An 18,160-nucleotide genomic window follows, 5' to 3' on the forward strand; every position below is an offset into this window, starting at 1 on the left:
GGCCGTTTTTTGTTTGTGCAAACCGATCGCGATAAAAAACCTGCCAATGCATACAAAATGATCTTGCGCACCTGTCAGATCTGACAGGTTCATTTCAATGCCTTTCTTGTTAGCGTCAGCCCATTCACGCCCTCCCCGTGCGCAATGGATTCGACCATGCCTGATCAGCAAGAATTGAGCATCACCACCCCCTCCATCGCCAAAAGCGCATCGATCGCCACCATCGGCAAAAGTTGGGGCGCTGTGGGCCCGACCGGAGCCGCCTCGTTCGAGTTGCCGATTCCGACGTCTGCCGGGCGGGGCTGGGATCCTCGGTTCTCGCTGAGTTACAGCAGTCAGAGTGGCAACGGTCCATTCGGCCTTTCCTGGCACCTGGCCGGCGTGGGTCAGATCAATCGCAGAACCAACAAAGGCGTGCCACGTTATACCGATCACGACGAGATCGTCGGTGCCGATGGCGAAGTGTGGATGCCGGAGCTGGATGCAAACGGTGAAATCAAATTCCGTGAAGAAAACACCTACAACGGCGTCGACATCGGCCCGCACAGAGTGGTGCGTTACTGGCCGCAAATCGAAAGCGATTTTGCCTTGCGCGAGTGCTGGCAGCGGCAGACCCGGGAAGCCAATCCAGCGGTGTTCTGGCTGATCCATGGCGCCGACGGTTCGCTGCACCTTTACGGCAAGACCGAAGCGACACGCGTCGCCGATCCCGAGGCTCCCGGACGCATCGCCACCTGGCTGCTGTGCGAAAGCATGAACGCGCGCGGCGAACACATCTGTTTCGAATATAAGGCCGATGATCAGGATCCCGACCCGCTGCATGACTACCGCTCCCAGCGCTATCTGCGCCGCGTGTGCTACGGCAACTTCACGGCCAGCAGCAATCTGTACAGCTGGACCACGGACAATCCGACCGAACTGGACTGGCACTTTCATCTGCTGTTCGATTACGGCGAACGCAGCACATCACTGACCGATATTCCGGCATATGACGGTGCCCCCCTCAAACCCTGGATCGTTCGCCCAGACAGCTTTTCAACCCACGGTCAGGGTTTTGAACTGGGCACTCGCAGACTCTGCCAGCAGGCATTGCTGTTTCATCATTTTCCCGAGCAATCGACTGACCAACCGAAACTGGTACGCCGCCTGCTGTTGGAATATCACCAACCGCAAAATATCGCGCAGTGGGCCTACAGCCAGATCAGCGCGGCGCACTATCAGGCATTCGATGCGAGCGGCATTGTCGAAAACACGCCGCCGGTCGAGTTCGACTATGCCCCCTTCGACATCAATAAAACCCCGGCGCGCTTCTTCGAACCCGATGTCCAGCCGAGTATCGAGGACGGTGGTTTTTACCAGTGTGTGGATCTTTATGGCGAAGGTGTGCCGGGCTTCCTCTGCCGTTATGACCAGGCCTGGTACTACCGCGAACCATTGCGTGCGGCCAAGGGCACCGATGAAATCGGCTATGGGCCATGGACCGCACTGGAAAAGATTCCGCTCGCCGATCGCAACCGTCCGGTCCAGCAACTGCTGACCGACCTGACCGGTGACGGTCGGCTCGATTGGGTCATCGCGCAACCGGGTATCAGTGGTTTTCGCACCCAGACAGAACAACGCGAGTTTGCCGACTTCGTCCCCTTCAGCAAATTTCCGCCGGAGTTTTTCAAAACCCTCTCGACACTCGGCGATTTTAGCGGCGATGGTTTGAGAAGCCTGGCATTGATCGGGCCAAACTCGGTGCGGCTCTATGCCAACGAGCGCGAACAGGGCTTTGCCGCGCCTGAAGAGGTGCTTCACCAACCCGACGACGACCGCTTGCCACTGTTCAGCAATTCGCGCACAGAACTGGTGCTGTTGGGCAACCTGCTGTGTAGCGACATGCCCGAGCTGTGCCGGATACGCCATGACGAAATCCGCTGCTGGCCGAACCTGGGCCACGGCCGGTTTGGCACAGGCCGCAAGATCAGCGCGTTGCCTTTCAGCTACGAGCAATTCGATTCATCCCGCGTACGTCTGGCCGATCTCGACGGTTCCGGTGCCGCATCGCTGATTTATCTGATGTCAGAATCCTTCGAGATCTACCTGAATCGCGGCGGCAATGGTCTGGAGCAAATACCGATCAGCGTGCCGTGGCCCGAAGGCGTGCGCTACGATCGCCTCTGTCAGGTGAGTTTCGCCGACCTGCAAGGCCTGGGCTGCGCCAGTCTGATCCTGACGGTGACGCACATGCAGCCGCAGCATTGGCGCTACGATTTCGTTTCGGCCAAGCCGTATCTGTTGACCAGCAGTAACAACAACATGGGTTGCAGTGCCAGCGTGGTCTACCGCAGCTCGGCGCAGGAATGGCTGGATGAAAAACGCCGCTTGCCAAGCCTTAGACGCTTTCCGGCTTGCCATCTGCCGTTCCCGGTGGCGGTGGTCAAAAAACAGCAGCAACTGGATGAAATCACCGGCAACTGCCTGACGCAGCGCTTCACCTGGTGCGAGGGTTTTTACGACCGCGTTGAGCGCGAGTTCCGCGGTTTCGGCTTGCTGCAGCAAACCGACAGTGAGAGCGCCAGCAACGATGATGGAGAAGGCTTCAGCGAGCCGATGCGGGTCTTCACCTGGTTTCATACCGGGCAATCGATGAACCGGTCGCGTGACGACTATTTCAATCACGACGCACATTCGGTGCCACTGGGCGATACGCTGTTCAGCCGATATCACGAGGCGGACGACTGCGAGGAACAGCTGGATTCCTCTGACGCCGATACTCGCTACCAGATCTGCCGAGCGCTGGTCGGCTCGGTCACGCGCATCGAGACCTATGCCGATACTGGTGAGGATGTTCCGCGGATCACCACGCCTTATACGGTCGAAGAAATGCGTTATCGGGTGCGTCAAGTGCGCGAGCAAGGCGCCTATGCCGCCGCAGTCTTGCTGCCGCTGGTGGTGGAAAGGATCAGCTACCAGTACGACGGTTTCGTCGATGACCCCATGTGTCGCAACGATGTGGTCCTGCGCTACAACACTTACGGCCAACCGACGCATTCAATCACAGTGAGCTACGCCCGGCGGCTCACCGAAACCGATACGCCACCGTTCGACGACCTTGATCAACGGCAGTGGTGGTGCGACGCCCATGACCCGGCACAACGGTCGTTCTACCTCAATGAAAGCCGTTCTGTGTTCATCGATCTGGACAAGGATCCGCAGCATTGGCGTCTTGGTTTGCCCTATCAACAGCGTGGCAATGCACTGGTCTTGCCCAAAGGCACCCTGCCCACCGGGCTTGAAGCCGCGCAAGTGTCCTATGAGTGCCTGAAGGCACATGAGGATTCGGCGCACTGGAACGCTGAACGGGTGCTGACCACGCAGTCTGTACAGCGCTACTTGAGTACCGATGGCCAACGGCTGGACGACGGCGTTGCCGGATTCGAGGCCCTGGTCGGTCCACTGGAAGTGGCACAACTGGACAAGACGGCGCTGGACGCTTACAGCGTGCTGCCTGCGCCCTTCAACGTGCGCGACGAACTGAAGAAGATCGGCTATCTGCCCATGCCGTTTCTGTTCTGGATAAATCCCTTGGGCAGCACGGAGCATGACCTGTGGTCGGCGAATTTCGGCTACGCCGAATACGCCGGCCTCGACGGTTTCTACAAGGTGCGCCGCTATCGCGAAACCCTCAGCCATGGCTTCACTCACGCCGTATACGACGCGTATGCGCTGGCTGTCACCCTCGTGGAATTGCCGGATGGCTGTACCACCTGCATCGAGTACGACTACCACGCGCTGCAACCGCTGAAAATCATCGATGCCAACCTGAACACTCATCAGGCGTTGTATGAACCCTCCAATCAGCCCTTAGCCACCAGTTTTTTTGGCTCAGAGAACAACAGGGAAGCGGGTTTCAGGCCACTGAGCGAATACAGACTTCCGGAGGACCGGAGCCCGGCTACGGCAATTGCCAACCCGACCGATGCCGTGCAAAAAGCCGCGAGTACCCTGCGCAAGGATCTGTTCAGCTGGATGGGGCAGATGGCCAACGACACCCGCGCCGCCCTGGCATGGATCGCTCAGGGTTATCTGCTGCCCAGCGGCCACATCAGGGCCAGTACACGCCGCCAACTGACCCGGCGCAGCGGCGCCTTGACGCCTGATGAACAGGCGCTGCAAGACGCCATCGCAACAGTGCGTCGCGAACCGGTGCACAGCGTGATCCTCAGTGCCGACCGTTACCCCGACGATCCGCTGGCGCAGATCCAGATCACCAAAGCCTGCGTCGACGGTTTTGGCCGGGCTCTGCAAACCCAGCAATTGGTCGACCCGGGCAAGGCGTATGCCGTGGACGACGACGGCTCGCTGATTATCGAGGATGGTCAGATCAAAGTGGTCGATGCCAACCCGCGCTGGCGCATCAGCGAGCGGGTCGAATACAACAACAAAGGCTTGCCCGTTCGTCAGTACCGCGCGTTTTTCGCCAACACCTATACCTACGTCAACGATCAGTCCCTGCGCACACAGAGTCATCACGATCAGCTTCGCTATGACGTCAAGAGCCGGCAGGTCGGAATGGTCAATGCCAAGGGCGACTTTTCCCGAGAGACGTACCACCCTTGGTATCACACCAGCGAAGACTTCAACGACACCGCCGAGCCGTCATCGCCAACCAAGGCATCGCAGCCATGATTGCCAACGTGCATCGCCGTACACCTGCGCTGGCGGTAAGCGATGCGCGTGGTTTGCCAGTGCGGCAGGTCGGGTACTTGCGCAGTGTGACGGCCGACAGCCCCGTAGCGCTGGTAACCCGTCAGCAGCATGACTACGCCGGCCGTCTAAACGAGCAATGGGATTCGCGCTTGTCGGCACCCTGCCTGACCACGGTTTACAGGCTGGACGGCACGGTATTGAAATCCGACAGCGTCGACGCCGGCTGGCGCCTGACTCTGCCGGGCCTGGCCGGCGAGCCATTGCAACGCTGGGATCAGCGCAACAACCATTGGCGCACGAGCGTCGATGAGCAGCTGCGGGTGGTCGCGGTCGAGGAAAATGGCCAACCCGATGTTGATGTTTTCATTTACGCCGATGCCTCGGCCGAAGCCGGGTACAACCGTCGCGGCCAGTTGCAGGAACAGAAAGACCGTTCCGGTTCGTTGCTCACGGACAGTTTTTCCCTGACCGGCCAGCCGCTGAGCGAAACCCGCACGTTCCACGACGGTGAGCCGTTCACCACTCACCATGCGTTCAGCCCGCTCGGCGCGCTGCTCGAGCAGACCGACGCCGGCGGCCATCGGCGACGCTCGCGCTACAGCCTGGCCGGGCAACTCAAGCAAACGGAACTGCTGATCAAGGATACGTCTGACTGGCAACCGGTATTGCTGGACGCACAGTACAACGCCAACGAGCAGATCATTGAACAACTGGCCGGCAATCGCGTCCTCAGTACGTGGACGTACGACCCGGCAGACAGTCGTCTGCACACTCAGTCCAGTCGCAAAGACACCGGAGCTGTGCTACAGAACCTCGAATATTTCTACGATCCCGTCGGCAATATCACCCGCATCGAAGACCACGCCTTTCAACCACGTTACTTCGCCAATCAGTTGATCGATGGCCACCGCGCCTTCACCTACGACTCGCTCTATCGGTTGACCAGCGCCACCGGCTACGACGACGCCCCGCCACCGGACATTCCCGGCCTGCCGCAACCGGGCGACCCGAACAATCGCCTCAACTACACCCAGACCTACCAGTACGACAACGGTGGCAACCTGATCGAACTGTGTCACGTACGCGCCGGCAACAACTCGACCCGGCAAATGTTCATCGATCTGAAGAGCAATCGCGGGGTGCGTTGGAAAACCGGCGACGAGCCGCCGGATTTCGACACTTTGTTCGATCGCCATGGCAATCAACTGACCGTGCAACCGGGCCAACCGCTGCTCTGGAATGCCCGCGATGAGCTGGAAAGCGTGATCCTGGTCCAGCGCGATGGCGGTTCCAATGATGCCGAGTACTACCGTTACAGCCAGGGTACGCGCGTGTTCAAACGCCACGAAACCTTCGCTGCCAACACCGAACATTTCCACCAGGTGCGCTATCTGCCGGGGCTTGAAATCCGCACCCGCGACAACGGTGAAGAACTGCACGTCATCACCCTCAGTAACGCCCGCTGCCTGCATTGGGCAAAGAACAATCCCAAAGACATCGACGGCGATCAATTGCGTTACAGCCTCGAAGACCACCTCGGTTCCTGTGCAATAGAACTGGATCAGCAGGCACAACTGATCAGCGAGGAAGGCTATTACCCGTTTGGCGCCACGGCGTGGATGACCCCACCTCCGGAGACCGGGGTCAGCTATAAATTCATCCGTTATTCGGGCAAAGAGATGGACGTCAGTGGCATGTATTACTACGGCGCACGCTATTACGCGCCATGGTTGCAGCGTTGGGTCAGTGCCGATCCGGCCGGAGATGTGGATGGGTTGAATCTGTATGCGATGGTGTTGAACAACCCGTTAACTTTTGTGGATGTGCAAGGCAACAGCAAAGAGAAATTCGATATCGTCAATTTCTCAAACTTCGTGACCACTCTCGGTGATTACTCAGCCACAACGCTTGACCAAATGCTGAAAGTATCAAGCGGGCAGTACGGGACTGAACTGCTGGCGAATATTGTTGCAGAATCACTGATAGGCACTGCCGGCTTCTTCGCTGGTTATTTCGGCGGCGGGTTCGCAGGCTCAACACTTACCGCCGCTATGCCCGCCGCCGTCGGCTTCTTGTCGGAGATGATTGCCATGCACGTCAGCGGCGATATCGGCGAGGCGATCGCCAGCAAATACACGTCCTTTGCAAATATGACAGTCCCATTGATTCCACAAACTTCGGCAATGAGCGTCGCAGCCATTGATCAAAAGGTCGGCATCACAGAGCGTTCATCGAGTTTCACGCCGGCCGATGCAGCCAACACCTTACTGAACCGCGGCGTCGGAACATTTGTTCCAGGCGTGGGGGCGACACTTAATATCGGTTCGCGGGTGCAGGAGGTGGAGGACATTAAACAGGGTCTGGATCCGGTCAAGATTGAAAAAATCGAAACGATGCTCGCCGACTGGAAACAAGCCCTCACTTCGCGAATGGCCGATATTGAGAAAGCCTTCAGACGCGTAGGACAAAACACGATCAATTCGGCTGACGTGCTACCTGACAAGAGCCGCTTGATGGCTGCCAAGACCATTCGGCTCGATACCTTGCGAGAGCAGACCAGTGCAATCCTGGGATATATCGAAAGCAGCCAGACCACCCTGAAGTGGCACAAAGAAGACTTGCTGACAGACAACAGATTTTTGCGCAAACAAGCGAAACCAGCGTCGAGATTTCAGACATTTGTTCAGCCCTTCACCAAACACAAATTCGCATGAAATACGACCCCGTTCATAGGCGCACTCCAACGGTAGCGGTGGTCGATGGCCGGGGCTCGCCGATCCGTCAGGTCAGTTACTTGCGCACTCTGGCAGACGACACACCAAAAGTACTCGTGTCGTTTCAGCAATACGATGTGGTCGGCCGTATGGTGGCGCAGCGGGATCCGCGTCTGCCCACTGCGAACCTCATTAACGTCTACTCACTAAACGGTGATGGGGTATTGACCGACAGCGTCGACGCCGGCTGGCGCCTGACTCTACCGGGGCTGGCCGGCGAGCCGTTGCGGCGCTGGGATCAGCGCGGTAGCCATTGGCAGACGATCTTCGATGAGCAACTGCGGATGGTCGCGGTCGAGGAAAATGGCCAACCCGATGTCGATGTTTTCATTTACGCCGATGCCTCGGCCGAAGCCGAGTACAACCGTCGCGGCCAGTTGCAGGAACAGAAAGACCGTTCCGGTTCGTTGCTCACGGACAGTTTTTCCCTGACCGGCCAGCCGCTGCGGGAAACCCGCACGTTCCACGACGGTGAGCCGTTCACCACTCACCATGCGTTCAGCCCGCTCGGCACGCTGCTCGAGCAGACCGACGCCGGTGGCCATCGGCGACGCTCGCGCTACAGCCTGGCCGGGCAACTCAAGCAAACGGAACTGCTGATCAAGGATACGTCTGACTGGCAACCGGTATTGCTGGAAGCACAGTACAACGCCAACGAGCAGATCATTGAACAACTGGCCGGCAATCGCGTCCTCAGTACGTGGACGTACGACCCGGCAGACAGTCGTCTGCACACTCAGTCCAGTCGCAAAGACACCGGAGCAGTGCTGCAGAACCTCGAATATTTCTACGATCCCGTCGGCAATATCACCCGCATCGAAGACCACGCCTTTCAACCACGTTACTTCGCCAATCAGTTGATCGATGGCCACCGCGCCTTCACCTACGACTCGCTCTATCGGTTGACCAGCGCCACCGGCTACGACGACGCCCCGCCACCGGACATTCCCGGCCTGCCGCAACCGGGCGACCCGAACAATCGCCTCAACTACACCCAGACCTACCAGTACGACAACGGTGGCAACCTGATCGAACTGTGTCACGTACGCGCCGGCAACAACTCGACCCGGCAAATGTTCATCGATCTGAAGAGCAATCGCGGGGTGCGTTGGAAAACCGGCGACCCGGAACCGGTGTTTGGCGATCTGTTCGACAGTCACGGTAACCAGAAAGCGATGCACCCCGGCAAGCCGCTGATCTGGAATGCCCGCGATGAGGTGGAGAGCGTGACGCTGATCCAGCGTGAAAACAATCGCAGTGACGCCGAGCATTACCTTTACAGCCAGGGCATTCGCGTGTTCAAACGCCACGAAACCTTCGCTGCCAACGCCGAACATTTCCACCAGGTGCGCTACCTGCCCGGGCTTGAAATCCGCACCCGCGACAACGGTGAAGAACTGCACGTCATCACCCTCAGTAACGCCCGCTGCCTGCATTGGGCAAAGAACAACCCCAAAGACATCGACGACGACCAACTGCGTTACAACCTAGAAGATCATCTCGGCTCCAGCGTGATGGAACTGGATCAAGACGCCGTCATGATCAGCCAGGAAGGCTATTACCCCTTCGGCGAAACCGCGTGGATGGCACCGAATTCGGAAACCACGTACCGCTTCATCCGTTATTCGGGCAAAGAGATGGACGTCAGCGGGTTGTACTACTACGGCGCACGCTATTACGCGCCGTGGCTGCAGCGCTGGATCAGTACCGACCCGGCAGCGGATGTGGATGGGTTGAATCTTTACGCCTTCGTCGGCAACGATCCGATTGGCTATGTCGACGTTAACGGGGAAACCAGGTGGCCGTCTTTGAACGATATTAATGCCGGAGTGGATCGCATCATTGCTTCGCAAAACAAGAGCTATGCCAAAAATGCACAAAGCCTTGCAAAAAAGCGTATGGCCCGCCAAATGAATGATCAGATGATGCAGCACATTGAAATCCTGGGGATCACCCAGCGCCGCACAAGCGATGCCGCAAAGCAACTCGACAGAATGGGTTCAGGCAGCGACATTGCCTTGGCAACAACACGCAGAACGCTGGTAATGGTCGCAAGCAAAGCCCTCAGTTATGGCGTCGGTCTAACGGTCGGTGTCGGTGCTCAGGCACTGGGCGTCGCGGCACCCGGTGTCGGCAACGTGATAGGCGGTGCGATGGGCTACGCCGCAAAAATCGGGGTCAGCGCGCTCATCGACTATGCGGCTGAAAGAACCGGTCTGAGCGCGTCGGTCAATTTGAAAACCTCCAAAGTGTCAGCGAACACTATTATTGAAAAAGCCCAACACAAACAAATGCAGCCGCTTGAATATTTAAACGCCAAACTCCAGGGCATGATTCCCCGCGACAAAAAATCCGGACTCAAGTTGGGGAAGGAGGCAGGCGCTCAACTAACGGCGGCGGGTGTGAAAGGAACGCTCAATTCACTACCTCCCGCAGCGGCCGGCGCCATCGCTAGCGGAGCCGCGGCGTTATGGATGTTGCCGGAAATTGTCAATGAAACGGCTAAGGCCATCTCTGGAAAATCCAGCGAAAAAATGCTTGCATTCGAAGGGCAAATTCTCGGACTTGCACAGGCTATCGAGGCGAGTAACGGCACGGTCCATGAGTATGCTCACGCACTTGGCAGAACAAGCATGAACGGCGTCGATCTCAACGATCTAGACCAGGAAACAGCCCGAATCACCGACATGCTCCACGGTCTGGCATTAACGGTGCAAAAGCATAGAACTGCTCACAACGCCGCCGCGTAAATGGGCGGCTTTCTGAGCGGGGACAATGTTCCCGCCTGCCGACATGCTATCGTGCCCGCCCGTCCTGCCGACCCTTCGCCCAGCATGCTGCCGACTTCCCGTACCTTGCGTCTGTCGTTGTATACCCTGCTGATCATTGCCGGTGCAGCGCTTGCCGCCACGCTTGCGATCCGCCACGCCGAACGCCAGGCGCTGGAGGAAGACGCCGCCCGCGCCAACCAGCAACTGGCGTTGTACGCCAATTCCCTGCACACCCTGATCGACCGCTACCGCGCCCTGCCCGCCGTGCTGGCGCTCGACCCGCAATTGCGTTCGGCGCTGGCCGGGCCGGTCGATGCCGACGAGCAGGCGGCGCTGAACCTGAAACTGGAAAAGATCAACGGCGCGGCGCAATCCTCGACCCTTGAACTGCTTGATCATACGGGCCTCGCCGTAGCGGCGAGCAACTGGCGCTTGCCGAGCAGTTACGTCGGCCACAATTACGGTTTCCGCCCCTACTTCAGCCAGACCCGCACCCAAGGCACCGGGCGTTTTTACGCGGTGGGCGTGACCAGCGGAATTCCCGGCTATTTCCTCTCGAGCGCGGTGCTCGGCGACAACGACGAGTTCCTTGGCGCGATGGTGGTCAAGCTGGAATTCCCCGAACTGGAACGCGAGTGGAGTCAGGGCAATGACACCCTGCTGGTCAGCGATGCGCGCGGGATCATCTTCATCGCCAACCAGCCCGGCTGGCGCTATCGCGCGCTGCGGCCATTGAGCGCCCGCGACATGGATGAAATCAAAGCCACCCGACAGTACGACAAGCAGTCGCTGCAGCCCTTGACTCATTTATCGCTGCGCCGCTTCGATGACAACAGCGACCTGCGCCGCGTCGAAGGCCCGCAAGGCACGGCCGATTATCTGTGGGAATCGCTGCCCCTGAGCGCCGAAGGCTGGACCCTGCACCTGCTGCGCCATCCGCAAGTGGCGTTCGAAGACCTGCGCAACGCCGGGCTGGCCGCCGCCGGGGTGTGGCTGGCGCTGGTGTTTCTGTTGCTGTTTCTCAACCAGCGCTGGCGCCTGTCGAAAATCCGCCAGCGCAACCGTGAGGAACTGGAACAGTTAGTGGAAGAGCGCACCCGCGATTTGCGCACCGCGCAGGACGGCCTGGTGCAATCGGCCAAACTCGCTGCGCTCGGGCAGATGTCCGCCGCGCTGGCCCATGAAATCAATCAGCCGCTGACCGCTCAGCGCATGCAACTGGCGACGCTGCGCCTGCTGCTCGAGCATGGCCGGGTCGACGATGCTTATAAAGCCTTGAAACCGGTAGACGAGATGCTCACGCGGATGGCTGCCCTCACCGGCCACCTCAAGACCTTCGCGCGCAAAAGCCCCAGCGGCTTGCGTGAGCGGCTGGATCTGGCGACGGTGGTCGATCAGTCATTGCAGTTACTCGATGCACGGTTGCGTGACGAACAGGTCAGTCTGGTGTTGCACCTGACGCGTCCGGCATGGGTACGCGGCGATGCGATTCGTCTCGAACAGGTGCTGATCAACCTGCTGCGCAACGCCCTCGATGCGATGCAGGGCAAACCGTGCAAGCGTCTGGAGATCCGTCTGGAAGCCGATGAGCAACTGTGGCGCCTGAGCGTCAGCGACAATGGCGGCGGGATTGCCGAAGACCATTTGGGCCAGGTGTTCGACCCGTTCTTCACCACCAAACCGGTGGGCGACGGTCTGGGTCTCGGCCTGGCGGTATCCTTCGCCATAGTGCATGAATCCGGCGGACGCCTGAGCGCCGAGAATGGCGACAGCGGCGCAGTGTTCAGCCTGACTTTGCCGATCGATCTGGAGGCACACATCTGATGCTCAACTCGGTGATGGTGGTTGATGACGAAAGCAGCATTCGCAGTGCTGTCGAGCAGTGGCTGAGCCTGTCGGGGTTCGCGGTGCAGTTGTTCAGCCGCGCCGAAGAATGCCTCGCCGCCCTGCCCGCGCACTTTGCCGGGGTGATCCTCAGCGACGTGCGCATGCCTGGCATGGGCGGCCTGGCGTTATTGGCCGAAGTGCAGAAACGCGACTCCGATCTGCCAGTGATTCTGCTCACCGGTCATGGCGACGTGCCGATGGCGGTCGAGGCGATGCGCGACGGTGCTTACGACTTTCTGGAAAAACCGTTCAGCCCGGAAACCCTGCTCGGCAGCTTGCGCCGGGCGCTGGACAAACGCCGGCTGATTCTGGAAAACCGCGCACTGCACGAGCAGGCCGACAACCGCGCGAAACTCGATGCGACGTTGCTTGGTGTGTCCCGTGGTTTGCAGACGCTGCGTCGGCAGGTGCTGGACCTGGCGGCGTTGCCAGTCAACGTGCTGATCCGTGGCGAAACCGGCAGCGGCAAGGAATTGGTTGCGCGTTGCCTGCATGATTTCGGCCCACGCGCGGCCAAGCCGTTTGTGGCGCTGAACTGCGCGGCGATTCCTGAGCAGTTGTTCGAGGCGGAGTTGTTCGGTCACGAGAGCGGTGCATTTACCGGCGCCTCGGGCAAGCGCATCGGCAAGCTGGAATACGCCGATGGCGGCACCTTGTTTCTCGATGAAATCGAAAGCATGCCGCTGGCACAACAGGTGAAACTGCTGCGCGTATTGCAGGAGCAGAAGCTTGAACGGCTGGGCTCGAACCAGAGCATTCGTGTTGACCTGCGCATTGTCGCAGCGACCAAACCCGACCTGCTCGATGAAGCCCGGGCCGGACGTTTTCGCGAGGATCTGGCCTATCGCCTGAACGTTGCCGAACTGCGCTTGCCGCCCTTGCGCGATCGCCGCGAAGACATCCCGTTGCTGTTCGAAACCTTCGCCCACAATGCCGCTGAACGCTTGGGCCGCACCTTTCCACCCTTGAGTGGCGCGCAATTGAGCCATCTGCTCAGCCACGACTGGCCGGGCAACGTGCGCGAACTGGCGAACGTTGCCGAACGCCAGGTGTTGGGCCTGGATGAACCGGCGCCGGGGATTGATCCGGGGCAATCGCTGGCGGCGCAGCAGGAAGCGTTTGAAGCGCAGTGTCTGCGCGCGGCGCTGACCCGACACAAGGGCGATGTGAAAGCGGTGCTTGAAGAGTTGCAACTGCCGCGCCGCACGTTCAATGAAAAGCTGCAGCGGCATGGGTTGAGTCGGGAGATGTTTTTGAGCGAGTGAGTCGGGCTTGGGATTTTCGGTGTGGCTGAGATCTTTCCCCCTCACCCCAGCCCTCCCGAAACGTCGGACCGCCCCCAAGGGGGCGAGGGGGAAAGGGAGCCGATCTTCATGCTGTTCGAAACCTGAGTTCGACTCGGTATCTCAGGTCGGTGCAACTCGAACAATCCACTCGGTCAGTCCCCTCTCCCCCTGGGAGAGGGTTAGGGTGAGGGGCTTTTGATCTTCGCCCCAATAAGCGGAAATCCGCTCATCGAACCAAATCCTTCGGCAATATCCCGCCCACCAATCCCGTCACCCCCTCTAAACCGGCCCTCCCCCGGTTGGCACACCTCCTGCTATAGCCCTCGCAGGCTGCGTTTCGACGCGCTCCACAAAAACAATTAAACGAAGGATCCTTCAATGGATAACTCCAACGCCCTGCCACTTGGGTCGGCTGCTGCGCCGGCCAAAGAAAGAACCACCGCCAGCCGGATCAAATCGATCTTCAGCGGTTCCGTTGGCAACATGGTCGAGTGGTACGACTGGTACGTGTATGCCGCCTTCTCCCTGTATTTCGCGAAAACCTTCTTCCCCGCCGGTTCCACCACCGCCCAACTGATGAACACCGCCGCGATTTTCGCCGTCGGTTTTCTGATGCGTCCGATTGGCGGCTGGCTGATGGGCATGTACGCCGACAAGGTCGGCCGTAAAAAAGCCTTGATGGCCTCGGTCTACCTGATGTGCTTCGGCTCGCTGCTGATCGCCCTCAGCCCGAACTACGAAACCATCGGCATCGGCGCGCCGATCCTGCTGGTGTTCGCGCGCTTGCTGCAAGGCCTGTCGGTCGGTGGCGAATACGGCACTTCGGCGACCTATCTCTCGGAGATGGCGACCAAGGAACGTCGCGGCTTCTTCTCCAGCTTCCAGTACGTGACCCTGATCTCCGGCCAGCTCATCGCGCTGGGCGTGCTGATCGTGCTGCAGAACGTGCTGACCACTGAACAGCTGTACGCGTGGGGCTGGCGTATTCCGTTCGCCATCGGCGCGCTGTGTGCGGTCGTGGCGCTGTATCTGCGTCGCGGCATGGAAGAAACCGAGTCGTTCACCAAGAAAGAGAAGTCCAAGGAAAGCGCCATGCGCACCTTGATGCGCCATCCCAAAGAACTGTTGACCGTGGTCGGCCTGACCATGGGCGGCACCCTGGCGTTCTACACCTACACCACCTACATGCAGAAATACCTGGTGAACACCGTCGGCATGAGCATCTCCGACTCGACCACCATTTCTGCCGCCACGCTGTTCCTGTTCATGTGCCTGCAACCGATCATCGGCGGCCTCTCGGACAAGATCGGCCGTCGCCCGATCCTGATCGCCTTCGGTGTACTGGGGACGATCTTCACCGTGCCAATCCTGATGACCCTGCACACCGTTCAGACCTGGTGGGGCGCGTTCTTCCTGATCATGGCAGCGCTGATCATCGTCAGCGGCTACACCTCGATCAACGCGGTGGTGAAAGCCGAACTGTTCCCGACCGAGATCCGCGCGCTGGGCGTTGGCCTGCCGTATGCACTGACCGTGTCGATCTTCGGCGGCACCGCCGAATACATCGCGTTGTGGTTCAAGAGCATCGGCATGGAAACCGGTTACTACTGGTATGTGACGGCGTGCATCGCGGTGTCGTTGCTGGTGTACATCACCATGAAGGACACCCAGAAGCATTCGCGCATCGTTACTGACTGACCGGTGTAGATTCAGTCACCATTGTGGTGATTGTTCTGGCCCCTTCGCGAGCAAGCTCGCTCCCACATTGGATCTGTGATCGACACAAATCCCCTGTGGGAGCGAGCCTGCTCGCGAATGCCTCAACCCGGTTTCAGATCAATCAAGACATTTCGGCAGCCGCACCCTGCCTGCCATAACGTTTCTGCGCATACGAAGCGCCAACAATCATCACCAGCAGAATCCCCGCCAGCACCGCCGACGAACCGATGGTGCCAAAGTCCAGCCCGCCCTTCTCATGGGGCTTGGTCATCAAGTCACCCAACGTCGCGCCAAACGGCCGGGTCAGCACGAACGCCACCCAGAACAGCACCACCGTGGAAATCTTCGTGAAGTATTTCAGCAGCACGACCACGGCAATCGTCGAGCCGATCAGTAACGCACCACCGGCAAATCCCAGGCCCGAGTCGTCGGCCAGGTAATCGCCCAGCGCGGTGCCGAGGGTGTTGGAGAACAGAATCGCCATCCAGTAGAACATCTCGCCACGGAAGGTCTGCACCTTGCTGACGTTGAGCGAATCACCGCTCAGGCGCCAAGCGGCGAAGATCGCCAGCAGGATCGCGATAAGGATCATCGAGCCGGTGGCGTAACCGAGTCCGAGGGTGCGGTCCATGAAGTCTGACATGGTCGTGCCGGCGGTGCTGGTGGACAGGATCACGATCCAGTACAGCAGCGGCTTGTAGGTCTTGGCCATCAACTGCGTGATCAGCGTCAGCACAAACACGCTGATCAGGATCAGCGAGCTCATGGCGTAGCCGACGTTGAGGGTCATCGACAACAAATCGCCCGCGGTTTCCCCCAGGGTCGTCGCGCAGATTTTCATGACCCAGAAGGCCAAGGTGATTTGAGGCAGTTTATTCATCGCAGGCAACGCTCCAGTGTGTGACGGCCGGTTCTTGGTTTTCTGGCCACGGGCAGACTGGCGTTGCAACGGTGAAAAAGCGGTCGGCAAAGTATGAAAAATCTGTCATGCCGCACAAAACAACGATTAATCGCTAATTAATGCTGCCCCCTCATCCTGCAATCACCTGATCGATGACCTGCGCGACGCTCGCTGCGACGACGAAAGCGAATTCAACGCGCCGCCTTTAACATCTAGTTAATCGATTGTTTTTAGCATTATTTTGCGCTTTTTAATCAATTTATTTGGCGTAGCATTAGACCCATGCAACACACATCGCCAACGAATCTGGAGTAACCGACATGAAAACCAAACTGATCCTCGCCCTGACCCTGTCCGTACTGGCTGCCAATACCTTCGCTGCCGACGGCTCGGATCGCACCAAATCCGCCGACTTCATCAACGGCGCCAGCGCCGCCATCGAAACCAGCCACACCGGCACTTATGCTGCTGATGGATTTGATAAAACCAACATCGGCAAAGCTGTTGCTGCCGATGGCTTCGATAAAACCAACCTGGGTAAAACGGTCGCTGCTGACGGCTTCGACAAAACCGGCACCGCCGCTGCCATCAGCTAAGTATCAGCAGTCCTCCCACAGCCCGGCTTTGGCCGGGCTTAGTCATTTCTGAATCCCACACAAACCCCTTGTAGGAGTGAGCCTGCTCGCGATAGCAGTGGGTCAGTCAAACATCTATCAACTGACACACCGCTATCGCGAGCAGGCTCACTCCTACAGGGGTTTTGCGTCCGGCTGGAAATATGCGGGGCGTCCTTGCACTATGGCTGCATCCGAAACTCAGCCTCAGGAATTCACCCGCCATGCCCGATGACATCCACTTCTACGAACCCGCCAACGGCCACGGTCTGCCCCACGATCCGTTCAACGCCATCGTCGGCCCACGCCCGATCGGCTGGATTTCCTCGCAGGATGCCAACGGCCGCTTGAACCTGGCGCCATACAGCTTCTTCAATGCCTTCAACTACATTCCGCCGATCATTGGTTTTTCCAGCGTCGGGCGCAAAGACAGCCTGAACAACATCGAGCAGACCGGCGAGTTCGTCTGGAACCTCGCCACCCGGCCGCTGGCCGAGCAGATGAACCAGAGCTGCGCGATGGTCGCGCCTGAGGTCAACGAGTTTGAATTGGCGGGTTTGACGACAGTGGCGTCAAAAGTGATTTCAATACCACGGGTCGCAGAAAGTCCGGTGTCCTTCGAATGCAAGGTCACGCAGATCATTCAATTGCAGCGCGCTGATGGCGAGACGGTGCCGAGCTGGCTGATCCTCGGCGAAGTGGTCGCCGTGCATATCGCCAAGTGGCTGTTGAAGGATGGAATCTACGACACCGCCGCGGCAGAACCGATTCTGCGCGGCGGCGGGCCGGCGGATTATTTCCAGTTGGGGCCTGAGGCCCTGTTCAAGATGTGGCGTCCGGGCGCCAACAAGTAACGCGTTACCAGATCAACTCGGCGTCTTCAGTGACGCCATTGAGGTTATCCAGCTCCTTGATGGCCGCTTCATCAGCGGCAATGGCGCCGGGGAAGATCTGGTCATTCAACAGTTTGTGAAAGCGTGGTGCACCGCCATCGACCAGGGCCTTGACCGCGATTGCCGCGTGATAGCCCTTGTTGCCGCCCAACTCGACGGGGACGACTGCGGAAACTGCTTCGAAGTGTTCGAACTCTTTACGTGCCATGTCACATATCCCGGCTCAGACAAACAAGCCGGACATTAAACCCTCAACCGACGAGTTTGTGTACCGGCGCCAGGCATTGACCGAGGGCTTGCGCCGCCGACACGTCCTTGAAGGTGTGGAAGTCGAGGCTGTTGACCACCAGTTCCTGCACCAGCTCGGCGAAGATTTCCATCGATGGGCTGTTGAAATAGTTGGTCATCATTTGCTGGCTGCTCCAGAAGCCGGAGACCAGCCACAACTCGGGATCACACTGCGAATGCTGCAAGGCAAAGCTCAGGCAACCGGGGGCGGCGCGGGACGGCTCAATCAACGCGCTCAGGCGTACACCGAGTTCCGCCGAACGCCCGGCGCGCGCTCGAACGAAGGCCATATGACTGACGGGAATCTGCTTGGACATGTTCAACCCTCCCAG

At 59.0% G+C, this 18,160-nt stretch carries 11 protein-coding genes; 8 read left to right on the forward strand and 3 right to left on the reverse strand.

From position 1 onward, the window contains the following. Positions 1–156 precede the first annotated feature (156 nt). From HU754_RS23510 to HU754_RS23535, 6 genes are all read left to right on the forward strand, one after another. The gene (locus HU754_RS23510; protein WP_186623825.1) at positions 157–4,674 is read left to right on the forward strand and encodes a SpvB/TcaC N-terminal domain-containing protein; all 4,518 of its coding nucleotides are present in this window, start codon (positions 157–159) and stop codon (positions 4,672–4,674) included. Further along, complete coding sequence (locus tag HU754_RS23515) at positions 4,671–7,409, forward strand: RHS repeat-associated core domain-containing protein (protein ID WP_186623821.1); 2,739 nt, start codon at positions 4,671–4,673, stop codon at positions 7,407–7,409. Before HU754_RS23510 ends, HU754_RS23515 begins: the two co-directional genes overlap by 4 nt. Beyond that, the gene (locus HU754_RS23520; protein WP_186623819.1) at positions 7,406–10,219 is read left to right on the forward strand and encodes an RHS repeat domain-containing protein; all 2,814 of its coding nucleotides are present in this window, start codon (positions 7,406–7,408) and stop codon (positions 10,217–10,219) included. Before HU754_RS23515 ends, HU754_RS23520 begins: the two co-directional genes overlap by 4 nt. 84 nt (positions 10,220–10,303) lie before the next feature. After that, positions 10,304–12,064 (forward strand): sensor histidine kinase, encoded by a 1,761-nt coding sequence (locus HU754_RS23525; protein WP_186623930.1) that lies wholly within the window; start codon positions 10,304–10,306, stop codon positions 12,062–12,064. Next, entirely contained in the window at positions 12,064–13,392 is a 1,329-nt protein-coding gene (locus tag HU754_RS23530) for a sigma-54-dependent transcriptional regulator (protein WP_186623817.1), read from the forward strand. Before HU754_RS23525 ends, HU754_RS23530 begins: the two co-directional genes overlap by 1 nt. 399 nt (positions 13,393–13,791) lie before the next feature. Next, entirely contained in the window at positions 13,792–15,111 is a 1,320-nt protein-coding gene (locus HU754_RS23535) for an MFS transporter (RefSeq protein ID WP_186622813.1), read from the forward strand. 142 nt (positions 15,112–15,253) lie between these two features. On the opposite strand, the gene HU754_RS23540 is transcribed toward HU754_RS23535, so the two are convergent. Continuing rightward, positions 15,254–16,012: a COG4705 family protein gene (locus HU754_RS23540; RefSeq protein ID WP_186622814.1), complete on the reverse strand. Its 759-nt coding sequence runs from the start codon at positions 16,010–16,012 to the stop codon at positions 15,254–15,256. A gap of 341 nt (positions 16,013–16,353) precedes the next feature. Between HU754_RS23540 and HU754_RS23545 the strand changes: the two genes are divergently transcribed. Together HU754_RS23545 and HU754_RS23550 are read left to right on the forward strand one after the other, a co-directional pair. After that, the gene (locus HU754_RS23545) at positions 16,354–16,629 is read left to right on the forward strand and encodes a hypothetical protein (protein ID WP_034153461.1); all 276 of its coding nucleotides are present in this window, start codon (positions 16,354–16,356) and stop codon (positions 16,627–16,629) included. A gap of 242 nt (positions 16,630–16,871) precedes the next feature. Beyond that, the gene (locus tag HU754_RS23550) at positions 16,872–17,501 is read left to right on the forward strand and encodes a flavin reductase family protein (RefSeq protein WP_186622816.1); all 630 of its coding nucleotides are present in this window, start codon (positions 16,872–16,874) and stop codon (positions 17,499–17,501) included. A 4-nt stretch (positions 17,502–17,505) separates the two neighbouring features. Here HU754_RS23550 and HU754_RS23555 read toward each other — a convergent pair whose 3' ends face one another. After that, the gene (locus HU754_RS23555; protein ID WP_116255098.1) at positions 17,506–17,748 is read right to left on the reverse strand and encodes a hypothetical protein; all 243 of its coding nucleotides are present in this window, start codon (positions 17,746–17,748) and stop codon (positions 17,506–17,508) included. A 43-nt stretch (positions 17,749–17,791) separates the two neighbouring features. Continuing rightward, positions 17,792–18,145 (reverse strand): putative quinol monooxygenase, encoded by a 354-nt coding sequence (locus HU754_RS23560; protein WP_186622819.1) that lies wholly within the window; start codon positions 18,143–18,145, stop codon positions 17,792–17,794. Between the last annotated feature and the right edge of the window lie 15 nt (positions 18,146–18,160).

Origin of the sequence: Pseudomonas zeae, from assembly GCF_014268485.2 — a bacterium.
Classification (GTDB): Bacteria; Pseudomonadota; Gammaproteobacteria; order Pseudomonadales; family Pseudomonadaceae; genus Aquipseudomonas; species Aquipseudomonas neuropathica.